Below are 22867 nucleotides of genomic sequence, written 5' to 3'. Positions count from 1 at the left end.
AAAGTCTGAATCTTAAATCGCTTTCAGGGTGCCCTTTGGCAGCGTGGCAGCAATAGCGCCCTTCTGCATTTTCAGCTCAACAGTGTCGGAAACTTCGATAACCACGTAGCCGTCACTCACTTTAGTGATCTTGCCAGCGATACCGCCGGTAGTAACCACTTCGTCGCCCTTCTGCAAGTTGCCCAGCAGATTCTTCTGCTCTTTGGCGCGCTTGGCCTGTGGACGCCAGATCATCAGATAGAAGATGACCAGAAAGCCGACCAGGAAGATCCATTCAAAACCGCCACCCATAGGGCCGGCAGCAGGTGCAGCAGCATCCGCGAAAGCGGGAGAGATGAAAAAGCTCATTTAGCACTCCAGTTGCATAATTAAGTAGAAAGCAGAAAAACTTGTTTTGACTCAGTCCATCGGCGGCGTTGGAATCCCGCGCTTGGCATAGAAGGCATCGACAAAGGCGGCCAATGTACCTTGTTGAATAGCCTCGCGCAAACCAGCCATAAGGCGCTGGTAATGCCGCAAATTGTGGATCGTATTAAGCATGCTTCCCAGCATTTCGCCGCACTTGTCCAGGTGGTGCAGATAAGCGCGCGAGAAGTTCTGACAGGTGTAGCAATCGCAGGTCGGATCCAGCGGCGAATCATCATGACGATGGAACGCGTTACGGATCTTCAATACACCTGTATCAATGAACAAATGACCGTTGCGGGCATTGCGGGTCGGCATCACGCAATCGAACATGTCGATTCCGCGGCGCACACCCTCAACCAGATCTTCAGGCTTGCCTACCCCCATAAGGTAACGAGGTTTTTCAGGGGGCATCAGGCCGGGCAGGTAATCCAGCACCTTGATCATTTCATGCTTGGGTTCACCCACCGACAGACCGCCAATGGCCAGGCCATCAAAACCGATCTGATCCAGGCCTTCCAGCGAGCGCTTGCGCAGGCTTTCGTGCATGCCGCCCTGAACGATACCGAACAGCGCAGCCGTGCTTTCACCGTGCGCGACTTTCGAACGCTTGGCCCAGCGCAGCGACAGCTCCATGGACACACGGGCGACATCTTCGTCAGCCGGGTAAGGCGTGCATTCGTCGAAGATCATCACGATGTCCGAGCCCAGATCACGCTGAACCTGCATCGACTCTTCCGGGCCCATGAACACCTTGGCGCCATCAACAGGCGAGGCGAAGGTCACACCCTCCTCCTTGATCTTGCGCATCGCGCCCAGGCTGAACACCTGAAAACCACCAGAGTCGGTCAGGATCGGACCTTTCCACTGCATGAAATCGTGCAGGTCGCCGTGGGTCTTGATGACCTCGGTGCCCGGACGCAGCCACAAGTGAAAGGTGTTGCCCAGAATGATCTGCGCGCCGGTGGCCTCGATATCGCGCGGCAGCATGCCCTTGACCGTACCGTAAGTGCCCACCGGCATGAACGCGGGGGTTTCCACCACGCCACGCGGGAAGGTCAATCGACCACGACGCGCCTTGCCGTCAGTGGCCAACAACTCGAAAGACATACGACTGGTGCGGCTCATGCGTGATCCTCTGGGCCCGATGCCTTGGGAGCGGTCGGCGCGGGATTGCGGGTGATGAACATCGCATCACCGTAACTAAAGAAGCGGTAGCCGTTTTCCACTGCCGCCGCGTAGGCAGCCATGGTCTCGGGATAACCGGCGAATGCCGAAACCAGCATCAACAGCGTGGATTCCGGCAAATGAAAGTTGGTCACCAGGGCATCGACCACATGGAAGGGACGCCCCGGAAAAATAAAGATATCGGTGTCGCCGCTGAACGGCTTCAACACACCGTCGCGTGCAGCACTTTCCAGCGAACGCACGCTGGTTGTACCGACTGCAATCACCCGACCGCCGCGCTCACGACACGCTGCCACGGCATCAACCACATCCTGGCCGACTTCCAGCCATTCGCTGTGCATGTGGTGGTCTTCAAGCTTCTCGACCCGCACCGGCTGGAACGTGCCCGCGCCAACGTGCAGGGTGACAAACGCCATCTCCACGCCTTTGGCCTTCATGGCATCCAGCAGCGGCTGGTCGAAATGCAGACCCGCGGTCGGCGCAGCAACCGCACCGGCACGCTGGGCATAGACGGTCTGATAACGCTCGCGGTCGGCGCTGTCATCGGGCCTGTCTATATAAGGAGGCAACGGCATATGTCCGACGCGTTCCAGCAACGGCAAGACCGGCTCGGTAAAGCGCAGCTCGAACAATGTGTCGTGACGCACGACCATCTCGGCTTCGCCGCCGCCATCGATAACAATCATCGACCCCGGCTTGGGCGACTTGCTCGACCGCACGTGGGCCAGCACGCTGTGCGTGTCCAGAACCCGCTCCACCAGAATTTCCAGCTTGCCGCCGGACGCCTTCTGGCCGAACAAGCGCGCCGGAATCACTCGGGTGTTGTTGAACACCATCAAGTCACCGGGGCGTACATGCTCCAGCAAATCGGAAAAATGCTCGTGCCCCAGCGCGCCAGTCACCCCGTCCAGGGTCAACAAACGACTGCTGCGGCGCTCGGCCAAAGGGTGGCGAGCGATCAGGGAATCAGGGAGTTCGAAAGTAAAGTCAGCAACGCGCATGATCGAGTTCGTCTAGCAGGGCCGCGAAGTTTAGCGGAAAGAGACAAAATTGACCATGAAAGGTGATTGACCAACGGTAATACCGTCTGTAGACTTCGCCGCCATTGAGCCCTGATGGCGGAATTGGTAGACGCGGCGGATTCAAAATCCGTTTTCGAAAGAAGTGGGAGTTCGATTCTCCCTCGGGGCACCACGACACACTTCAAGCTGCTGCTCAATGCAGCTTGAATACAAAGAAACCGGCCATTGCGCCGGTTTTTTTGTGGGTGGGATTTGGGTTTTCCGATGATAAAGGACGGTGACCTGCCTGGGCTTGCTGGCCTCCTGAGATCCGAAGGCACCGGGTTGAAGATAGCGCCGTAAGGTCTGACACGCATGACTGTCACGTACACTACACGCGAAAAAACTTCCCGGTGCAGATCTAAAGCGCGTAGGAAGTGTCAGTAAGAACTCGTTGATCGCATCTCCAACCCACACTCATGGATGGGCCAATCGTTTGCCTACCTCATCATCAATCGACGCGGGTTATCCCTCATGTCACCGCTAGTGTGCGTCGTGACATTCCAGTTCGTGGCTGGAATGATAGGCTTCTGCGTCGTATTCCCTAACCCGACTCCTTCACCAGCCTCCAGAAATATCGACCATCCCTCCCGAGCGTGGCGAATCTTCTTCCGGATCATGGCTGTCTTTATGTGCTACCTGTTCTCGTCGCTGGTGACGATTGTCGTAGTGGCCAGTGTATTCGAGAATTACCACCTGCAAGATTTGCCGGAAATTAAACGCGCGATGCTGATAGCGACGCAGCCCATACCGTTGCTTATCGTTTTTTATTGGTTGATTACCAAGGGGCTGCGCAAGCTGGAGCGGAACAGGGTCAAAGCTGGCCAGTGATTGGGTTCGCTGCATTAGCGCTTGAACATTGGCAGGCAGAGATCGCTGCAGCCGGTCAGGAACTACATGATTATTCGGGCTTCACACGGAGCGAATACCAAGTAGGGGCACCGTTCCATCCGCTTTGAATTCCATCTGGCGGATACGCATACAGAATGGTTGCATCCGTTTCCACTTTGAATTGCCAGCTCATTAATGGAACTCATACTGACGCATTTTTGGTCACGTAAGTCCACGTGGCAAGCGCTCTAGATCGTCGCTCCCGAGCGATTTTCAGCAGACCTGCTGCCGGGTTTTCCTGGCATCCCAAGGCAAGATCAGCGATAAGAAAAGCGCATTGTTTACCCATACGGATATGAAATACATGACTGGCCGCCTCACTGTTATCTCCCTCGCCGCCCTTGCCTTAATCAACCTCGCCGCCTGCACGCACTACCGCTATGTCAAACCCGAAACCGAGCAGGGCCAGCGCTGCGTTACCGAGTTGGATGCAAGAGTTCAGGCCTGTGAGAAACGGGCAGAGCAAAGCGTTCAGGGCCAGCGGATAATTTACGAGGGGCGAATGGTAGGCTACCGAGCCTGCATGCAGCAGACCCCAGAGACCCCGCAAATTTCAAACCCCTGCGGCTCGGAGCCGGTCGACCCTGGGGCGGCGCAAAGCAAGATCTGTCGGCAGAATTACGAGGAGTCGTTTATTGACTGCGGCGGTCGCCTGGAAGAGGTCAAGGATAACCAGGCCGCTCATCCCGCAAACCGCTAGAGGAGCAACACCATGGCTTCACAACCGAGCTACCTGTTCGCAGCACTAAAGCAGCCGGATGATTCAGGCGTCGCAGCGCTGGTGGCGTTCGGTCTGGTGACCACGGAGGATGAGGTTTTTTATCTGGTTATTCGCTATAACGATTACCCAAACATCGTTGACGGCGACCATCTCTATCATTCACTTGAAGAAGTGCTTGAAGCTGCGAGCGCGGAGTACGGGATATCTCCACGGGATTGGCGAGACCTTTCGGCGGATGAAATCAGCAAAGTTGGTGCGCAGATTCGCTGACGCTTGAGTCTCGCTGTGATTGGGAGCGCCAAAGCAAAACCGTGCAAGTCGTAACACCAAGCGTCACGACTCACACGGTTACTTGAACCACCGATCAAGGCAGCGGTTTCAGGCTATTGACAATCCCGTCCCAGAATTTCAACGCGTCTTCATCGGATTTAAAATCGCTGCCTTTCTCGTGCGTACCGAGTTCAAGCGCAATATAAGGCCGTGTGTTGGACTCTACTGTGCCTTTGTACTCTAGCTGGAAAGCATAAAACTGTTTGCCATCTACGCGGGCGCTAACCGCAACTTCCTCAGCCTGAATTCCGTTTACCAGGCGAGGCCTTTTCCTGAGGGTCTTGATACTGCCGGAATTAGCAAGCTCTCCTATCGACACGTCGTACTGACGTTTTTCAAATCGCTCTATCAAGCTGTCTTCCTGAGTAAAAATTGCCTTTGTGAGAAAGCTGATATAGGTACCTGGATGTCCCGCAATTTGCGCGCCCATGTAAACAGACTCCAAGAACTTTTCGCTACCAAGCGTCGTGTAGCCCGCCTCTATTGCAAAACCACCCTGCGGAGGAGCCTGGTGTGGCGGTCGGGAGTAAATGGAATTACTTAACAGGCGCATTTTCTCGATGCCACCCTCCAGGCCCTGTTCAGATATGTTTGCTGCCATCATGTGGTAAAGCGTATTTTTGGCAGTGAGCAGGTATACGTTAAAGGTATAAAACTTGTTAAGTCGCGAAACGAGCAATACGCTTCCATTGTCAAGAGGGACCGTTTTCTCGTAAACACTGAAAGTGCCGACCGCTATGCCTTTTTTCAAGTCTTCTACTTTCTGGTCCACAGCTTGATTTATACGGGAGTCTCCCTCGTTGCTGACCCACTCTATTTTTTCGTCAAAGTTTTTATAGTCTGCAGAGATTTCCGACCCGCGAGGCAGTGCGATTTCAAATCTGCCAAAGTAGTGAGTATTCAAGAGGCTTTCGCTTTTGCTGTCTTCATAGGAGCTAGCCAGCACGCTGGTTGCATTAAAGCCTGCTGACACGAGCATGCATAATAAGAATCTGGTCACTGCGTGCAATGTTTCACCCTCATGTCACTTTCTGATATTGGCGGATGGCTTGGCGGTATCGGTGGGAGTCTACCCTTTCGACGGCCAGACAAGCTTGTACATCCCTCCATGAGTAGCCATGCAAGTTTGATCGGTTTCCATCACACAGAGGCTCGCGCTTGCTTTCGCGAACCCTATGAACCCAAGCGCGAGAGCACGAGACAGTTCCTCCAGCAGTTCGAAACCGATCAAAGCAGCCGTCTCGCGGCATTAATGCCCCATCAGCGTATCAATCCCATCTGGCTTGTCGTGCACACCGAAGCGATCCACCAACGTAGCCGTCGCCCGAGTCATGCCGATCACATCAACCACGGCACCAGTCTTGCGCAGTTTCAGCACGACCTTGTCCAGAGCGGCCACTGCTGTGATGTCCCAGAAATGCGCGTCACGCAAGTCGATGGTCAACGTTTCAAGTTCTTCCTTGGGGTCGAAGGCGTTGGTGAAGCGATCTGCAGAGCCGAAGAACACTTGCCCGGTCACGTAATACGTGCGGTGACTATGGTCCGGATCACGCTGGGAAGTGACGTCCAGAAAGCGGGCAATCTTGTTGGCAAAGAACATTGCGGCCAGGAGCGTCCCGGCAATGACGCCGTAAGCCAGGTTGTGAGTGGCGACGACCACAACGACGGTGACGACCATCACGATGTTGGTCGAAAGCGGATATTGCTTGAGGTTGCGGATGGACGCCCAACTGAAGGTGCTGATCGATACCATGATCATCACGGCAACCAGAGCGGCCATGGGAATACGAGCCAGCCAGTCGCCCAGAAACAGCATCATGATCAGCAGTAACACGCCAGCACTCAGTGTAGACAAACGCGTCCGGCCGCCCGATTTCACGTTGATCATGGATTGTCCAATCATCGCGCAGCCTGCCATGCCGCCGATAAGTCCCGTCGCGACGTTGGCAATGCCCTGCCCTTTGCACTCGCGGTTCTTGTCGCTGGTGGTGTCGGTCAGGTCGTCGACGATGGTCGCCGTCATCATGGATTCCAGCAGTCCGACAACGGCAAGTGCGGCTGAGTAAGGCAGGATGATCAGCAACGTATCGAAGTTCAGCGGCACCTCAGGCCACATGAAGATGGGCAGGCTGTCAGGCAGAGACCCCATATCCCCAACGGTGCGCACGTTCAGACCGAGATAGACCGCCATCGCAGTCAACACGATGATGCACACCAGTGGCGACGGTAACAGCCGCCCAACCAAAGGTATGCGCGGAAAAAGATAGATGATCGCCAGACCACCAGCGGTCATCGCGTACACCGGCCAGGTGACGTCGGTGAGCTCAGGCAACTGAGCCATGAAAATCAGAATCGCAAGCGCGTTGACAAAACCGGTGACCACCGAGCGCGATACAAAGCGCATCAGCTCTCCCAACTTAAGATAACCCGCAAGGATCTGGATGACGCCGCATAGCAATGTAGCGGCCAGCAAGTATTGAAGACCGTGATCCTTGACGAGGTTCACCATGAGCAAAGCCATGGCGCCTGTCGCAGCAGAAATCATGGCGGGACGACCGCCCACGAAGGCGATCACCGTACAGATACAGAACGAAGCGTAGAGACCCACCTTGGGGTCGACGCCGGAAATGATGGAAAAAGCGATGGCCTCAGGAATGAGCGCCAATGCGACAACGAGACCCGCGAGCACATCTGCCCGCACGTTACATAGCCAGGCGGCGTTGATTTTTTCAAACATAGATTTACCCATGGCAAACGCAGCACTACGCAAAGCGCGGACGGCGCTGTGCAAGGCAGGTGCGTCTCTTTCAGTAGAGTTATGGTGTTGCCACGGCCAATAACGAGGCGCAGCAGAAGGCGACCGCAGCTAGAAGGCGGTCAGGGTATTGCGATGGGGGCGAAGCGCTAAGGCGGCGTAGGCAGCCAGTTCGAGCGAAGCACTGTATTTTCCATTGGTGGTCGGATTGCGACGCCACGATGATAGCGAACCAAGGGAGGGGTTTTCAATTTGAGGGCTGGTCCATCCGACGGACGCGAGGCATAAGGCCCGTTGGCTTTATAAGCGCGAGCGCTGAAGACCAGGAGGTTATTCAGGAATAATGGAGGGACCTTTTTCCAGATGAAGTCCACGAGATGGGGCACCTATTCATTTGCACTTGAGTCCAGCCCGACTTGAGACATGCAGTATCACGAATGCGCCACTCCCTGCCTGCCACGGCGAAACATCACAAGCCATTAACAGATTAATCCGACAGCAACCCTCCCTGACTTTCATTAGCATTTCCTCACCCAAAGTAGCGCTAAAAGCTACTGACTCAAGCCGCTGGAATTGATAATGGTTGAAGAAGACTGGCTTGCCGCGTGTCGTGATTGGTGTCGAAGGGCGAAATACCTCTCTGACGAAATCGAATGGCAGGCGAAGCCAACACATTCAGGATGGCTTCAAGCTACGAGCATGCTGCTGGATGAGCGCCGAGTCTCAATTCCTCATCTGTATTTCAAAGGCGAGTACCAGCCTGGTCACATAGGTGAGCGTATGAGCTATGGCCTGATGTTTCGCAATGGTAAGGAGAAGCGCCGGGTTTTCATGCTGGAGATTTTTCCCACACACGAGCGCTCTCACAAGGAACACGGCAAAGTGTTTTTTGGCCCACATATCCATCTTGGCGATGAAAGACTCTGTCAGGTCACCAGGACGGTTATCTCGCAGCTCAGATCAGCTACGATGTCTCGGTGGGTTGAGCGGTTCAGGCGCCATGCGAGAGTTCTTGATAATAAAGACCGCACGCTATCCCCTCCCTTCAAAGACGATCTTTTCGGGAGTGACGATGGATAACATAAGTTGCAACGACTTCTTTGAGAGATCCGGATGGCACTGCCAGACCATCGAGACCGGTAGCAGGATCGCTACCTACATAAGTACGCCCTTCACGTTACGGGGCGGGAAGTCACTGGACTTTTATCTGTTCGCAGAAGCTGGAAATCTGGAATTCACAGACGACGGCATCACTTTGTTTGCACTGCGTTCTCTTGGCTATCCACTGGGGGATAAACGCAACTGGCGGAGCCTTGAAAACATTGCAATCAGGCATGGCTTTTCACTGTCGGACGCAGGCGCTTTCGAAACTGTTTTTATTGAGTCTGAATTGAGTATCTGGGGTGCGAAAATACTGCGCCTCTTCTCCTCTATCGCCACCTGGGAGGAGGATCGCTTTTCGGAGGGCGACACAGACTTCTCGCTAACCCAAGAAGTTGAACTGATGTTGCGGGCGAAAGATCCGACAAGACACCTGGATCGAAACGTACTTATTAACGTGGGCGGAACTGGAACTCACTTTGACTTTCTATGGGGGTCTACCTATGTCGATTCAGTCACGCCTACGGCCAACGCCATCAATGCAAGGTTGAGGAAAGCGCTACTGGTCAACAAAGCTGAAGACCCTGTCGATATGCTTTTCATAGTGGATGACCGGGACAAGCCAACAAAGGCAGATGAGGAGATTGCGGTCCTTGGTGATCTGGCACCAACCATACGCATCACCGACTTCGAGCAGTTTTTCAGCCCCGGTACTCATTAGAAGTCATGCTCAACGCTACCTGTTCACCGTACAGCCCTAACGTCTGCTCACCTGCCTCGCCATCTGATCCGTATTTTTCTCCGCCATCTGAATCTGTATTGAAAATACCCTTCCCCCGATAATCAAGGCCTCAGCAGCCGGGAACCGGCCACTGATAGCGCAGTTTTCAGCGTGCATCTGGACTCGCTACCTCACCCAATATCGGGAGGCCTTATGGGCAAGCTAACGATCTACATGGCGATTTTTTTATTGGTAGCAATCGGCGTGGGTGTGCTGGGTACTATTCCTCCGGGTTGAGGGGATGGCTGATCTGGTGGCACGCTGGAAGCCGGAGAGTCAGGTTGATCCTGAGGATTGATGTGTGCCTGGCCTGAATGGTCAACTCAGCTCTGATTACAAGCCGGTAGTAGATATTGCTGACCACAGACTGGGTGGAGAGCCTTATCGTGCGCACCTGGAGTGTCGCGGCGATCTACCTGACATCACGATTCGCACCGCAACTGTGTCCCTTTAGGAGACTTGCCCACGATGCAGACGCTGCGGTGTATCAGTTGGACCGCGTTGCATTCATCGCGAGCAAGCTCAGCTCCCACAGAGTTCCGAATCGACCAAACAACAGTGGGGTGTCAGGCGCAGCAGTCTTAGGAGTTATCAGCCCCAAACACTTTCTGTGGGAGGTTCTATGTTGGCCTGCAAACGTTGATCCCGGTAGGAGCGAATTCATTCGCGAAGAGGCCGGTGCATCCGCAGCCTTTGTATCGACTAAAATACTGCCTTCCCGAATGAAGTGGAGCTCCCCCCGGTCGGTCCTACCATGACGGAATGAGCTTGAGATGCAGTTTCGGTTTCTGAGGAAGGAGCAGGACCTGGTGCAGTCGGAACTTGCAGCGATGCTGCGCATTGATGTGCAGACGGTCGCCAATTGGGAGAAAAAAGGGGTCGATGCGGTGCCTGGCCCGGCGGATTTTGCAATGCGGGCGTTTTATGCCGCTTTCCGCCATATCCAGAACGGGCCTTTTGAAATCGCCCCCAATGCGGCACCGGATGAAGGTGCCGTATTCATGCTGAGCAACAGCAAATGGGCCGAGGCCAAGGCGGCGTGAAGCCAATAAACCAAGCCCGGTTTAACCCGGGCCTGGCTGATCGATCAACCCGAAACCTGATTCGCAAACTGCCCCACTGCGTTCACAACCTGTTGGGCGCCATCCTGAATTTCGACGATGACTTTGCCGGCCTGACCTGACAGTTCCAGGCCTTGTTCAGCCTGTTTTTTGCCGTGTTCGATCACACCGACCGCTTGCTCGGCGAGTGCCTGGTTTTTCTGCACTACGTCGACGATTTCGGCGGTGGCTTTGCTGGTGCGGGAGGCGAGTTGGCGGACTTCGTCGGCGACGACGGCGAAGCCTCGGCCTTGTTCACCGGCGCGGGCGGCTTCGATGGCGGCGTTGAGGGCCAGCAGGTTGGTTTGATCGGCAATACTGCTGATCGCGGTGATGATCGAACCGATGATTTGCGATTGCTTGTCGAGTGCGCCGATGCCCTCTACAGCCAGCTCCATTTGAGAAGCCAGGGCGCGCATGACGTCGACGGTTTCCTTGACCACGACGCTGCCTTTACGCGCAGTTTCGTCGGTGTGTTTCGAAATCGTGAAGGCAATTCTTGCGGCTTCGGAAACGGCCTCTTCGCGCTCGACTTGCTCGGTGATGACCGTGGCGAATTTCACAACTTTGTAGAGACGACGGTGAGCATCTGTCACCGGATTGTAGGACGCCTCCAGCCAGACAGAATGGCCACGGCTGTCGATACGCTTGAAGCGATCGACCACGAATTCGCCACGGCGCAGCTTGTCCCAAAATACCTGGTACTGCGGGGAGTTGGCTTCCTGCGCTTCGCAGAAAATACTGTGATGCTTGCCGACTACTTGCGACAGCGAATAGCCCATGGAATCCAGAAAGCGTTGGTTGGCTGTGAGCACGGTACCGCTCAGATCGAACTCAATAACGGCCGTGGAACGCTGCAACGCTTCGATCAGGTTTTCGTGCTCACGGGAGGCCTCGATGGTGCGCGTCAGGTCACTGGCGTACACGGAGAACTGCGTAACCTTGCCACTGCTGTTGGTCACCGGCTGAACAATCACCCGCAACCAGGCTTCTCTCTGATCACCACGGAAAATCTGCAGCGCCCCAGCCCAGTGCTTGCCCTGCTGAATCGCTTTGCTCATGCGCGAAAAGTGATCAGTGCTCTGGGCGTATTTGGGCACCATTTCCAGCAGCGAGCGGCCGACCAACTCGCTGCTGGTGTAGCCCATTTCCTGTTCGAATTTGCGGTTGACTGACTCGATCTTGCCGCGCTCATCAAGGTTGATGGACAGCATTTCGATTTCGAGACTGTCGCGTACCTGCTCCATGGACGAAAGCTTTTCGCTTATCGTTAACAACTCCTGCTTCAATCGTTTATTGAAAATCATAAAGCAGTAACTCCGCACACGTTTTTTATCAGAGGCAGGCAAGCAGCAATCGGTATTGATTACGCGTAAATGTATACGACTGATAGCGGCTGAAACGGCGAAGACTTGAGGCTCTGGAACGAGGTTTCCAGCGAAAAAACGTTGTTTTCGGATAACGGGCTGTATATGCCTGAATAAATTATAAAAAAAAGAAAACCGGATCCAGTGTCTGGTTTTTTTTCGCGCACCGAAAATAGCTAATCACGATTACGGGGGCGGGTTTTAATCAAGCGCTTGAACTACGGCTGGTCACTGGCGGGTCATGTCCAGCGCCTTGCGCCACCACGGCTTTTCCCATGCCTGGGGTGCGGGCAACACGTCCGGCATGTCGCGCAATTTGATCCACTGTTCGTTTTGCCACTGCAGCAAACAAAGACTTTTGCCGGGCCACTGCATCACGCTAAGGCTGGGTTGCCGGGTTTGCGGCGCCTCACGCAGGACGGGCATGACTTCGTTGGTCAGCCAGCGGCGCAATGCGCGGTTTTCCGGGACGTAGTGGTGAACCAGCATGGCGTAGGCGCCGGACTCGCTGATCAGTATCTGTTTGCTCCATTGAGCGCTGGCCAGCAGCCACGCAGTACGGTACTGGTCCGGGTCGAGTTTGTAGATGGAACGTTGATCCAGTGCTTTGCCCATCAGGCGTGCCAGATCCTGCAGGCAGAACCAGCCCTGCCCTTCGAGCATCAGGGCGCGCAGCATGCGTTGGTGGCGGACGAACAGCAGGGGTTCGAAACAATCGGCTGGACGAGTTGGCTGGGGTTGAAGCGCTTGCATCCGTTTAACTCCGTTCGGTCATGGCTTGCCATCCTTAACCCGGCTAACGGAATAAGGGTGGCAGTTGTGCGAGGGTTAGCGAACCGGCCTCAACAAAACATAAACGCACCGGCAGACCCGAAGGTCTCCGACGCACAACCGCCATAACGTATGTTTCAAGCGTAGATGAACACCTGAAAAATTCCGCAGGAGATATGTTTTATTGAGGTTCGGATCGCTAAATCCGGTCGCTTGTTTTGAGCAACGGAGCGGAGACTAGTCGCATGTTTTTCATGTCGCAAGTGCTTATAAGGTAAGAATTTAAAAGAAAAATATAGCAATAAGACAGTACTTCAAAAGGTGTAAGAATTTTCCGCAATACAACTAATTAACATATAGGCGGCACTGTAGGCTTTGGGGAATAAACGGGTTTCCGTAGGACCGGCTTCAGCCGGGAGGGGGCCATTACATCCACAAGGCAATCCTCGCCCAATTAACGTCCTCCCGGCTAAAGCCGGTCCTACGGGTATCTGTTTGTGTCTTCGTGACAGCGCGGTGTCAGGTAATCAGGACAGCTTCTGTATGGCCAATAGCTACCGATCAAAAGCCACCCACCCAAAACAGTGCATTTATACGACGATAAACACTCAGTCGACTCTATCAACTTGCAAGTTCTAAAATTTTAATACCGCCGGTCAACTTTCCGGAACGGTACTTCTTTTCAATTGCTCTCTTTCCTGTGGCCACAAAGATGACCACACAGCCGTTTTAGCCAAAAATAAAGTTGAGGAATAACTCCATGTTTTTACATAACCGACGTTTGCAATACACCGTGCGCGTGGCAAGACCAAACCCGGGTTTGGCGAATCTTCTGCTTGAGCAATTTGGTGGAGCTCAAGGTGAACTGGCGGCAGCAGCGCGCTACTTCACTCAAGCCCTGGCCGAAGAAGATCCAGGCCGTAAAGACTTGCTGATGGACATCGCCACTGAAGAGCTGAGCCACCTGGAAATCATTGGCTCGATCATCTGCATGCTTAACCGTGGCGGCAAAGGCCAACTGGCTGAAGGCGTACAGGAAGAAGGCGAACTGTATCGCGCTATCAACGGTGCCGGTAACGATTCGCACATCACCAGCCTGTTGTATGGCGGCGGCGCGCCACTGACTAACTCGGCCGGCGTGCCATGGACTGCCGCTTATGTCGACACCATCGGCGAACCAACGGCGGACTTCCGTTCCAACATTGCCGCCGAAGCACGGGCCAAGATTGTCTATGAGCGCCTGATGAATGTGACTGATGATCCAGGTGTGAAAGAAGCGCTGGGCTTCCTGATGACTCGGGAAATTGCTCACCAGAAGTCGTTCGAAAAAGCACTGCACTCCATCCAGCCTAACTTCCCGCAAGGCAAGTTGCCCGGCATGCCTGAGTTCACCAACGTGTACTTCAACCTGTCCACTGGCGGCCCGGATGTGCGCGGCCCATGGAACGAGGGTGAAGAGTGGGAATACGTCGAATCGCCAGAGCCTGCGGTGGATGGTGGCGACGGCAGTGCGTCTGTCGTGTTGTCAGATGAAGATGAAGACGTACTGCTGAATATGAAAACCCGAACCATGTCCGATCCGGAGGCCAACCCGATCACTGCGGCTGATCTGGGCTCAGGTTTTGTGCAAGGCAAAGACGCTTGATGGTTTGAACGAAAGCTGACCCAAACCCTAAATTGAACAGGAGGTAACCATGGCTTTAACTGGACATTCGCCCCGACAGGATCTGGAGACACTTGAGGCTGCACCCGCCGTATTTGACTCAACGTTAAAACGTTTTGATCAGCAGGCCGTTATTCTCAAACGTGGCTTTCAGGTGAACCAGACCTTGAAGAGTCTGCGGACTCTAGGGCAACTGACTCGAGAACTTCAGTCGCATTCAACCCGTGGTTATGCGGCAATCAGCTATCGGTCGGATAAATAGCCAGCGCAACAACCTAGAGTAAGAACCAGTGAAACACCGCAAAAAAAAAGAGCAGGCCCTCTCACCAGGGCTTGCTCTTGTTTTTTCTGCCCTGCTGAAAGGCAATCAGGCGGTGTAACGGTGCGGCCGATGGTTCACGGCGATGATCAGGTTCAGCACGATTGCACCGGCGATGGATGCCAACAGTATCGGCAGGCTGACGAGGTACAGAGAGCCCAGCACCACGAGTACGTCTACGACCATCTGCAACTTGCCTGCGCGCAGACCGATGCGGTCTTGCAGGTACAGCGCAAGAATATTGATACCGCCCAGGCTTGCCTTGTGCCGGAACAAAACGATGAACCCCAGGCCCATCATGATATTGCCGAACAGCGCTGCGTAGATCGGCTGCAACTGGTCGATATGGATGAACCGCGCGTGCAGTTCGGAGAATATCGACACCAGCGCCACCGAGCAGAAGGTCTTGATAGTAAACGCCCAACCCATTCGGCGGATGGCCAGGTAATAGAACGGCAGGTTGATCAGAAAGAATGCCACGCCGAATGACAAATGGGTCGCATAGCTGATCAGGAACGCGATCCCGGCGCTGCTACCGGTCACACCGCCCACCTGACGCAGCATCATCACCCCAAAGGACACCATCAACGTACCAATGACGATCGCAAATATGTCTTCGAACATGGAGTGCTTGACGGTCTGAGTGGCGGCGATCTGGGTCATGACGAACTCTTGAAAAGTGTAAGGAGGAATAGCTGGCCAGCAGAAAACCACCAACCAAAGCGCGCACAGATTACCCAATAAAAGATCGATGTGCGCGCTAAATAGATAGATATGCGTATATCACGCGCCAATAGGCAGAAAATGCACTGTTTATGCACCGGATCGCACTGCCGTGGTGCGCCGCGAAACATAAAACTGGAACCATCGCGTCAAATCCTATCGGCAACAAGTTACCTCCTACCCAACACCACGCCACATGGTAGGAGCGAACTTGTTCGCGAGAGGCGTCAGAGCAGGACCGCCGCGTTTAACCCTCTCGGCAACAAGTTACCTCCTACCCGGCACCGCGAACGATGGAATCGCTGAACATTGTCAGGCAGGATTACGCCGCCTCATTACTTAACTTTTCGAGTTCTGCCCTCCATGAATAATAAGAAACTTTGCATCACCGCTACCCTGCTGCTGGGACTCTCCGGCACCGCCCTGGCTGACGATTCAGGCTCGCATCTGGACAAGGTTCTGCAGTCCGGCGAGCTGGCTGTCTGCACCACGGGGGATTACAAGCCCTACACCTTCCTGCGCGAGGATGGCGAATATGAAGGCATCGATATCGAAATGGCCCGCTCGCTGGCGCAGAGCCTTGGCGTGAAGGTGCAGTGGGTGCCGACGACCTGGAAAACCCTGATGCCGGACATGCTGGCCGGTAAATGCGACGTGACCATGGGCGGCGTCTCGGTAACGCTGGAACGCCAGAAGAAGGCGTTCTTCAGCAACACGCTGGACGTTGACGGCAAGATCCCGTTGACCCGCTGTGAAGACCAGGCGCTGTATCAAACCATCGAGCAGATCAACAAGCCCTCGGTACGCTTGATCGAGCCAGCCGGAGGCACCAACGAAGCGTTTGTACGCGCCCACCTGCCTGCGGCGCAACTGGCCTTCCACGACAACAAGACGATTTTCCAGCAACTGCTGGATAAGAAAGCCGATGTGATGATTACCGATTCGTCCGAGGCGCTGTATCAGCAGAAGCGCATGCCCGGGCTGTGTGCGATCAACCCGACGCGCTACATGCAATACGGCGAGAAGGCCTATCTGCTGCCACGGGACGACACCACCTGGAAGGCCTATGTCGATCAATGGCTGCACCTGAGCAAGGCAACCGGGACGTATCAGACCGTGGTCAGTCATTGGCTGGCGGTGCCGGGGCAGTAAGAAGAACGTTCACCTGTAGGAGCTGCCGAAGGCTGCGATCGCGGTATGTCAGGATGAATGCTTCGCAGCCTTCGGCAGCTCCTACAGGGTTTGAGTGGTTGCGCACTTGCGCGACATGGCTCCGTTCTTGCTTTGTCCGCAGCATCACTCCAACCCTCGAGCTTCTCCTCTTATGAAAAACATGAAACACAGCGCTACCGCCGCCCTGCTTTTCGGGCTGTCGGGTTTTGCCCAGGCACAGGAACTGCCGTCGCATCTGGACAAGGTGTTGCAAGAGGGACAACTCGCGGTGTGCACCACCGGTGATTACAAGCCGTATTCTTTCCTGCGCGAAGACGGTGAGTACGAAGGCATTGATATCGAACTGGCCCGCTCTCTGGCGCAAAGCCTTGGGGTGAAGGTGCAATGGGTGCCGAGCACTTGGAAAACGCTGGTCCCGGACATGGTCGCCGAGAAATGCGACATCGCCGTGGGTGGGATTTCCGTGACACTGGAGCGCCAGAAGAAGGTGTTCTTCAGCAGCACGCTGGACGTCGATGGCAAGATTCCACTGGCCCGTTGTGAAGATGTGGCGCTGTATCAAACCCTCGAGCAGATCAACAAGCCGTCCGTACGCGTGATCGAACCGGCCGGTGGCACCAACGAGGCCTTCGCCCGCGCCTTCTTGCCCAACGCGCAGCTGGCGTTCCATGACAACAAAACCATTTTCCAGGAACTGCTGGATAAAAAAGCTGACGTGATGATCACCGAAGCCTCCGAAGCGCTCTACCAGCAGAAGCGCATGCCGGGTTTGTGCGCGATCAATCCGACCCAGTCTTTGCAATACGGTGAGAAAGCCTATCTGCTGCCGCGTGGCGATGTGGCCTGGAAAAGCTATGTCGATCAGTGGCTGCACTTGAGCAAAGCCACCGGTGCTTATCAGAAAGCAGTGGGTAACTGGCTGGCAGTGCCGGGACAGTAAAACCCAAAAACCGGTAGGAGCGAACTTGTTCGCGAGAGGCTTGACGCGGTGTATCAGACACGCTGCCTCGCCAACAGGTTGGCTCCTACCGGTTTGGTGTCTATTGCAGGACACAGTTATGTCAAAGACACTACGACGTGCTTCTGACCTGTCGGACCTGCCAGATGAAAACCAACAAAACCATCACCCGTGCGTTCTGTGTCGAGCTCCAGGAGGAGTTGTCGATCAGTGCTGCGCGCCGGGAATACTTTTCTCAGGAAGAGCCTCGGCAGCGTTTTGAGTTTCTCTGTTCGAGCGAACCCTGTCGCAGGCTCGGGGCGAAGATTACGGGCGTGCGTTACGACGTGAAGCCGCAGGACAATCCGACGTTTGTGTCTGCTCACTTTCGCGCTAACCCGCACTCCGATCATCATCCCGATTGTGAGTGGATCGATGAGCAGGCAGAAGAAAACCAGCTGCCCGCTGGCAGCGAAGAAACCGAACCACAGACGCGCATCCGCAAGGCCAAGCGCAAGCTGGATGACTACATTGATGTCTTTGATCCAGCCATCAAGACGCCCGGTGCAGGAAAAACCAAAGAAGCCAAACCGGCTGCTGTCGCCGCAGAGATAGCGGACGAACCCACTCCCGTTAAGGCTCCAGCGGCAAAGCAACCTCGCGACAGCGAAACCCGCACCAACAACCTTGAACGTCTCGTCGACAGCTATCGTCAAGCCAAAGCGCAATTATCCGCCGATGACTTCAAGCTGCTGACCCTGAAGATTCCTGGCCAGGGCGAGCTGACGCTGCGCTCCTACTTCCGGCATATCAAATACGCGAAGCTGGGCGATAACGGTCGGGTGCTATACGGCGGCGGTCTGGTGGAGCGCTACGGGCTGGGGTTCAAGTTCAAGTTCTTCGACCGGCTTGAGGGCAAGCTGGTGACGCTGTATGTGTCGCCTGCGCAGATGAAAGCCTACCGCTCCAGCCGATACATCAGCGAACTGCTGAGCCATGCCGAAGAGGTGAAGTTCTTTACGGTGTATGCGCTGGGTGAAGTGAGCGAAAGCCCGTCGGGAAAGAGCATCAGTTTGAGCGTGGAAGACTTGCGGCACCTGGTGATTGTGCTGGGGCCGGCGAAGGAGACAGATTCCACGAAATAACGGAGATCTGTAGGAGCTGCCGAAGGCTGCGAAAGCGGTCTGTCTGACACAGCCTCGTTCGCAGCCTTCGGCAGCTCCTACAGGTTTACATCAAACCTTGACGATCCAGCCTGCTGGCGCTTCAACGTCACCGGACTGTACGCCGGTCAGTTCTGCGTAGAGCTTGCGGGTCACCGGGCCGACCTCGGTTTCGCTGTGGAACACGTGCAGCTTGTCGTTGTACGAAATCCCGCCAATTGGCGTAATAACCGCAGCAGTGCCGCAAGCGCCGGCTTCTTTGAAGTCAGAGATCTTGTCGATAAACACATCACCTTCCACGACCTTCAGGCCCAGACGGCTCTGCGCCAGCTCGATCAATGACAGGCGAGTGATGCCCGGCAGAACCGATGGGGATTTCGGCGTGACGAACACATCGTCGTGAGTGATCGCAAAAAAGTTGGCCGAGCCGACTTCTTCGATCTTGGTGTGGGTTTGCGGATCCAGATAAATGGCATCCGCGAAGCTCAGTTTCTTGGCTTCCGAACCTGGCATCAGGCTGGCGGCGTAGTTACCGCCGACCTTGGCTGCGCCTGTGCCTTGTGGCGCTGCGCGGTCGTAGCCGGAGATCACGAAGTTGTTCGGCTTCAGGCCACCTTTGAAGTAGGCGCCTACTGGAATGCAGAAGATCGAGAAAATGAACTCGGGCGCAGTACGCACGCCGATGTTGTCACCCACGCCAATGACGAAGGGACGCAGGTACAGCGCGCCGCCAGAACCGTAAGGCGGGATGAAACGCTCGTTGGCAGCAACGACTTTCTTGCAGGCTTCGATGAATACGTCAGTCGGCACTTGCGGCATCAACAGGCGACCACAGCTGCGCTGCATGCGCAGGGCGTTCTGGTCAGGGCGGAACAGGTTGATCGAGCCGTCCTTGCAGCGATAGGCCTTCAGGCCTTCGAAGCACTGCTGGCCGTAGTGCAGCGCGGTGGAGCCTTCGCTGATGTGCAGTACGTTGTCTTCAGTCAGCGAGCCTTCGTCCCATGCGCCATCGCGCCAGTGAGAGAGGTAGCGCATATCAGTTTTGATGTAGTCGAAACCCAGAGTGTCCCAGTTAATGCTGTCGTGACTCATAACGCCCTCTTTCATTTAGCGGCTGCCTGGACGAATCAGGCAATGGCCGTATTCTGCCAGATCATCCGCGGCTTGCGGCCTCAAATACGCATAAACCTTGATACACCTTCAATCTGACGAATTCTCTCCACCGGCGTCAGGTGTCAGGCAATCGGTGAACAGCTTGTGCAGCGGCAGATCGCGCTGGCTACGGCGCATCATCAACACCACTTCGCGATGAAAGGTCAGGTCGCCCAGGCTGATGACCCGCACCCTGGCTTCGCGCTCCAGCCAGAGTCCGGCCCGAGGTATCAGGGAAATGCCCAGCCCGCTTTCGACGAACTTGACGATGGCGTCCAGCTCGTCGAGTTCCAGCGCGACGTGCACCTCGATCTGCTGCTCACGCAAAAACCGGGTGACCTGACGCCCACCGAACGAAGCGCGGTCGTAGCGCACGTGCGGCTGCCCGGCCAACAGCTTGAGTGGATCGGTCTCCTCGACATCCAGCGGCACAATCAGCACAAAGGGCTCAGTTTCCAGCACCTGCACATGGAGTTCTTTGGGCAACTCGAAGGGCGGCTTGATCAGGATCGCCACGTCCAGCTCACCCGCGTCCAGCTGACTCAGCAGGTTGAGCGACACGCCAGGCACCAGCTTGGCCTCCACCGCCGGTGCGCGACGCCTCAGCCTTAACAACGCTTGAGGCAGGAACCCGGTTTGCGCGCTGGCAATCGCGCCAATCTTCATTTCGCCGCGGTACTCATCCGGGTCCACCGGCGTCGACATGCGATTGAACAGCTCGAACATTTCTTGCGCCAGGGGCAGCGCGCGAACGCCAGCGGCATTGAGAATCGCCTGACGCCCGGTGCGATCAAACAAACGCACGCCGAGCGCCTGTTCAAGGTTCTTGATCTGCGAACTGACAGCTGACTGGGTCAAACCAATGTGCATGCCCGCCGCGGCGAAGGTGCCATAGCGGGCCACGGCGATGAAGGTCTTCAATTCACGCAACATAAGCCGTCCAATTGATCGATTTTATTTGAGCTGAGCAGTAAATATATCCGCTTTGCATAAATTTATTCTTATCTAGAATCAATCCATCTTCCATAGCCTTTGCCTCATAAAAAAAGGATGACTACCGTGAGCCTCGCCCCTTTCCATTTAGCTATCCCCGTCCACGACCTGGCCGCCGCCCGCCATTTCTACACGAATATTTTCGGCTTCACCGAAGGCCGGTCCAGCGATCATTGGGTTGATTACGATTTCTACGGCCACCAACTGGTGATCCACGAGCACCCGAAAACCGCCTCGCAAGAATCGGCAGGCACTAACGTGGTGGACGGCCATGACGTGCCCGTTCCGCATTTTGGTGTGGTGTTGAGCTGGGAAGACTGGGAAATCCTGGCCGAGCGCCTGCGTTCGCAGAGCATCAAGTTTGTGATCGAACCTTACGTGCGCTTCAAAGGCGAAGTCGGTGAGCAAGCCACCATGTTTTTCTTCGACCCATGCGGCAACGCGCTGGAGTTCAAGGCGTTCAAGGACATCGGTCAGTTGTTCGCCAAGTAATCAGGTTCAGGGCGGAGGCTGTCAGTCGCACTCGTGACAGCAGCCTTCACGCCTGAAGTGGTTATTTTGACGCGTGATAAACACCCCACCAAACAGGACGCGATTGAGGCCATTAATTTGACATCAAGTGGTGCTGCGTTAGGCTGACCCTGTTTCAGACAAACAGGACTCCTTCGCCTTCTTTGATGAGCAGATAGCCATGGATACGGGCATCAACGCAGCAACTTGCTCTATCGCAACCACTCCTGATCGCCGCCTGATGCTGTTGCTGTTGCTGTTCTGCCTGCCAGTCACTCTGCTGTTGCTGAGCATACTGGTCATCAACGGCGGCACGTTGATGTATACCCTCGATGATCCATATATCCATATCGATCTGGCCAGGCGCATCTTCAGCGGTCATTACGGCATCAATCCCGGCGAATATTCGGCACCGTCGTCGAGCATCCTCTGGCCCTTTCTACTGGCGCCTTTTACCCCTCTCAGCGGCTTGATGCTGTGGGTGCCGCTGCTCCTGAACATCGGTTTCTCCTTTCTGACCTTCTCGCTTTTCAACCGACTGCTGTCGGGTATCAGCTCTGCCCATCGGTTCTTCATTCTGGGCGGCTGGTTCCTCGCGACCAACTTCTACGGGCTGATCTTCAACGGCATGGAACATTGCCTGCAGATTTATCTGGTGGCGGTAATTGCAGTGGGCGTGCTGCGCAAAGAGTTTTACGGCAAACAGATCACGAGCAACGGCGTCTACCTGGCCATCCTGCTATTGCCACTGGTGCGTTACGAAGGGCTGGCGGTGTCTCTTCCGGTGTTGCTCTATTTGCTGTGCAAGAGTGAGCGTCTGAAGCCGCTGGTCTGCGGAGTCGCACTGGTCGGTATCGTGGCGCTGTTCTCTCTGTTTCTGGCCAGGCTGGGCGTTGGCTACCTGCCCTCCTCTGTTATCGCCAAATCGGACACGACCGGGCTATCGTCCATCGTCATGAATGCCATTGGCCAGTTCGAAAAGTATGGCTGGATCATTCTCGCGATGCTGGTCATGTGTGCCTTCATGCCGAACCGAAAACTGCTGGTCATGCTGCTGATTACGGTCACCGCGCTGCATACCCTGTTTGGCAAGAATGGATGGTTCGGGCGCTATGAAATCTATTGGCTGACATTTCTTGGGGTGTTTTTCCTGCACCTGTGCCTGACCCATCTCAAGGCGCGCACCACAGCAATCATCTTCGGCCTGCTACCACTGGCGTTCGCGCAACTGGTGTACACCACCCTGAGCACACCGCTAGCGTCAGCAGCGGTCTATAACCAGCAGTACCCGATGTCACAGATCGCCCAGCGGCTCAACGCCCCGGTGGCAGTCAACGATCTTGGACTGGTGGCGCTGAACTCCAGACAATACGTGCTGGACCTCTGGGGCCTGGGCAACCTTGAAGCGCTGAAACTGCGCAAGTCCGAAAGCGGCCCGCAATGGATCAAGGATTTGATGGATCGCAAGAACGTCCACTATGCCTTCGTTTACGAAGAGTGGTTCCCCGAACGCCCGGACAACTGGATCAAGGTCGGCGAACTGCAGATGCACATCCCTAAAATCGCTACGGCGTTCAACCACGTTGCTTTTTACGCGACCGACGAGCAATCAGCGCAGACACTCAGGGAGGTGATGCAGGCTTATGCGCTGGAGCAGCCGACGGGGAAGTATGAGTTTTGGTTTGAGAATTGAGTGAGAGGTGAAACGCCAGAAATAAAAAACCCCGCTGCTCAAACGAGCAACGGGGCTTTCTGTTTTCAGA

22 protein-coding genes, 1 tRNA gene and 2 pseudogenes are annotated in these 22867 nt (G+C 55.2%); 14 read left to right on the top strand and 11 right to left on the bottom strand.

Annotated features, from left to right (window positions below; all coding sequences use genetic code 11):
* Window positions 1-12: 12 nt before the first annotated feature.
* From yajC to queA, 3 genes are read right to left on the bottom strand one after another with little or no spacing between them, the layout of a single operon-like run.
* Window positions 13-348 (bottom strand): preprotein translocase subunit YajC, encoded by a 336-nt coding sequence (gene yajC / locus AO242_RS02930; protein ID WP_099267605.1) that lies wholly within the window; start codon window positions 346-348, stop codon window positions 13-15.
* Window positions 349-399: 51 nt separating this feature from the next.
* Window positions 400-1515, bottom strand: a complete 1116-nt coding sequence (gene tgt / locus AO242_RS02925; RefSeq protein ID WP_099267704.1) for a tRNA guanosine(34) transglycosylase Tgt — start codon at window positions 1513-1515, stop codon at window positions 400-402.
* A gap of 14 nt (window positions 1516-1529) precedes the next feature.
* A complete protein-coding gene (queA, locus tag AO242_RS02920; RefSeq protein ID WP_099267604.1) occupies window positions 1530-2594 on the bottom strand; it encodes a tRNA preQ1(34) S-adenosylmethionine ribosyltransferase-isomerase QueA in 1065 nt (354 codons plus the stop codon).
* 108 nt (window positions 2595-2702) lie between these two features.
* Here queA and AO242_RS02915 point away from each other — a divergent pair.
* From AO242_RS02915 to AO242_RS02895, 4 genes are all read left to right on the top strand, one after another.
* A tRNA-Leu gene (locus tag AO242_RS02915) sits at window positions 2703-2787 on the top strand.
* A gap of 362 nt (window positions 2788-3149) precedes the next feature.
* Entirely contained in the window at window positions 3150-3485 is a 336-nt protein-coding gene (locus tag AO242_RS29250) for a hypothetical protein (protein ID WP_141562179.1), read from the top strand.
* A gap of 364 nt (window positions 3486-3849) precedes the next feature.
* Complete coding sequence (locus AO242_RS02900; RefSeq protein ID WP_241154120.1) at window positions 3850-4245, top strand: hypothetical protein; 396 nt, start codon at window positions 3850-3852, stop codon at window positions 4243-4245.
* Between the two features lie 12 nt (window positions 4246-4257).
* Window positions 4258-4536 carry a hypothetical protein gene (locus AO242_RS02895; protein ID WP_099267602.1) on the top strand — a complete coding sequence of 93 codons (279 nt, stop codon included), beginning with the start codon at window positions 4258-4260 and terminating at the stop codon, window positions 4534-4536.
* A gap of 94 nt (window positions 4537-4630) precedes the next feature.
* Here the strand turns inward: AO242_RS02895 and AO242_RS02890 are convergent, their stop codons facing one another.
* Together AO242_RS02890 and AO242_RS02885 are read right to left on the bottom strand one after the other, a co-directional pair.
* The gene (locus AO242_RS02890; RefSeq protein ID WP_164581780.1) at window positions 4631-5575 is read right to left on the bottom strand and encodes a T6SS immunity protein Tli4 family protein; all 945 of its coding nucleotides are present in this window, start codon (window positions 5573-5575) and stop codon (window positions 4631-4633) included.
* Window positions 5576-5845: 270 nt separating this feature from the next.
* Complete coding sequence (locus AO242_RS02885; protein WP_099267702.1) at window positions 5846-7333, bottom strand: SulP family inorganic anion transporter; 1488 nt, start codon at window positions 7331-7333, stop codon at window positions 5846-5848.
* A gap of 597 nt (window positions 7334-7930) precedes the next feature.
* Between AO242_RS02885 and AO242_RS02880 the strand changes: the two genes are divergently transcribed.
* The 3 genes from AO242_RS02880 to AO242_RS02870 all read left to right on the top strand — a co-directional run bounded on the left by AO242_RS02880 (window position 7931) and on the right by AO242_RS02870 (window position 10276).
* Window positions 7931-8431 (top strand): hypothetical protein, encoded by a 501-nt coding sequence (locus tag AO242_RS02880; protein ID WP_099267601.1) that lies wholly within the window; start codon window positions 7931-7933, stop codon window positions 8429-8431.
* Complete coding sequence (locus AO242_RS02875) at window positions 8424-9173, top strand: DUF1828 domain-containing protein (protein ID WP_099267600.1); 750 nt, start codon at window positions 8424-8426, stop codon at window positions 9171-9173. Before AO242_RS02880 ends, AO242_RS02875 begins: the two co-directional genes overlap by 8 nt.
* Window positions 9174-10006: 833 nt before the next feature.
* The gene (locus AO242_RS02870) at window positions 10007-10276 is read left to right on the top strand and encodes a helix-turn-helix domain-containing protein (protein ID WP_176560560.1); all 270 of its coding nucleotides are present in this window, start codon (window positions 10007-10009) and stop codon (window positions 10274-10276) included.
* Between the two features lie 44 nt (window positions 10277-10320).
* On the opposite strand, the pseudogene AO242_RS30035 reads toward AO242_RS02870, so the two are convergent.
* From AO242_RS30035 to AO242_RS02860, 3 genes and pseudogenes are all read right to left on the bottom strand, one after another.
* Window positions 10321-10755, bottom strand: a pseudogene (locus tag AO242_RS30035) (methyl-accepting chemotaxis protein); the annotation flags it as partial.
* Between the two features lie 105 nt (window positions 10756-10860).
* A pseudogene (locus AO242_RS30030) lies at window positions 10861-11547 on the bottom strand (PAS domain-containing protein); the annotation flags it as partial.
* A gap of 381 nt (window positions 11548-11928) precedes the next feature.
* Window positions 11929-12453, bottom strand: a complete 525-nt coding sequence (locus AO242_RS02860; RefSeq protein WP_099267599.1) for a BRO-N domain-containing protein — start codon at window positions 12451-12453, stop codon at window positions 11929-11931.
* Between the two features lie 778 nt (window positions 12454-13231).
* On the opposite strand from AO242_RS02860, the gene AO242_RS02855 reads away from it, so the two are divergent.
* On the top strand, window positions 13232-14116 hold the full coding sequence (locus tag AO242_RS02855; protein ID WP_099267598.1) for a manganese catalase family protein: 885 nt from the start codon (window positions 13232-13234) through the stop codon (window positions 14114-14116).
* 49 nt (window positions 14117-14165) lie between these two features.
* Window positions 14166-14396: a hypothetical protein gene (locus AO242_RS02850; protein WP_099267597.1), complete on the top strand. Its 231-nt coding sequence runs from the start codon at window positions 14166-14168 to the stop codon at window positions 14394-14396.
* A 105-nt stretch (window positions 14397-14501) separates the two neighbouring features.
* Here the strand turns inward: AO242_RS02850 and AO242_RS02845 are convergent, their stop codons facing one another.
* Window positions 14502-15116 (bottom strand): YitT family protein, encoded by a 615-nt coding sequence (locus AO242_RS02845; protein ID WP_099267596.1) that lies wholly within the window; start codon window positions 15114-15116, stop codon window positions 14502-14504.
* A 423-nt stretch (window positions 15117-15539) separates the two neighbouring features.
* Here AO242_RS02845 and AO242_RS02840 point away from each other — a divergent pair, with 423 nt between their 5' ends.
* The 3 genes from AO242_RS02840 to AO242_RS02830 all read left to right on the top strand — a co-directional run bounded on the left by AO242_RS02840 (window position 15540) and on the right by AO242_RS02830 (window position 18431).
* Window positions 15540-16328, top strand: a complete 789-nt coding sequence (locus AO242_RS02840; RefSeq protein WP_027901017.1) for a transporter substrate-binding domain-containing protein — start codon at window positions 15540-15542, stop codon at window positions 16326-16328.
* Between the two features lie 172 nt (window positions 16329-16500).
* A complete protein-coding gene (locus AO242_RS02835; protein ID WP_099267595.1) occupies window positions 16501-17289 on the top strand; it encodes a transporter substrate-binding domain-containing protein in 789 nt (262 codons plus the stop codon).
* A 164-nt stretch (window positions 17290-17453) separates the two neighbouring features.
* On the top strand, window positions 17454-18431 hold the full coding sequence (locus tag AO242_RS02830; protein WP_099267594.1) for an ATPase: 978 nt from the start codon (window positions 17454-17456) through the stop codon (window positions 18429-18431).
* A gap of 90 nt (window positions 18432-18521) precedes the next feature.
* Here the strand turns inward: AO242_RS02830 and AO242_RS02825 are convergent, their stop codons facing one another.
* Together AO242_RS02825 and AO242_RS02820 are read right to left on the bottom strand one after the other, a co-directional pair.
* Window positions 18522-19541, bottom strand: coding sequence for a branched-chain amino acid aminotransferase (locus AO242_RS02825; RefSeq protein WP_099267593.1), 1020 nt, complete (start codon window positions 19539-19541; stop codon window positions 18522-18524).
* 108 nt (window positions 19542-19649) lie between these two features.
* The gene (locus AO242_RS02820) at window positions 19650-20534 is read right to left on the bottom strand and encodes a LysR family transcriptional regulator (protein ID WP_099267592.1); all 885 of its coding nucleotides are present in this window, start codon (window positions 20532-20534) and stop codon (window positions 19650-19652) included.
* Between the two features lie 126 nt (window positions 20535-20660).
* Between AO242_RS02820 and AO242_RS02815 the strand changes: the two genes are divergently transcribed.
* Window positions 20661-21086: a VOC family protein gene (locus AO242_RS02815; protein ID WP_027901022.1), complete on the top strand. Its 426-nt coding sequence runs from the start codon at window positions 20661-20663 to the stop codon at window positions 21084-21086.
* A gap of 199 nt (window positions 21087-21285) precedes the next feature.
* Window positions 21286-22797 carry a hypothetical protein gene (locus AO242_RS02810; protein WP_099267591.1) on the top strand — a complete coding sequence of 504 codons (1512 nt, stop codon included), beginning with the start codon at window positions 21286-21288 and terminating at the stop codon, window positions 22795-22797.
* Window positions 22798-22867: the final 70 nt, after the last annotated feature.

The organism is Pseudomonas sp. ICMP 561, from assembly GCF_002699985.1.
Taxonomy (GTDB): domain Bacteria; phylum Pseudomonadota; class Gammaproteobacteria; order Pseudomonadales; family Pseudomonadaceae; genus Aquipseudomonas; species Aquipseudomonas quasicaspiana.
Note: the sequence above shows the minus strand (reverse complement) of the source record. Positions and strands in the feature narration are given on the sequence as shown.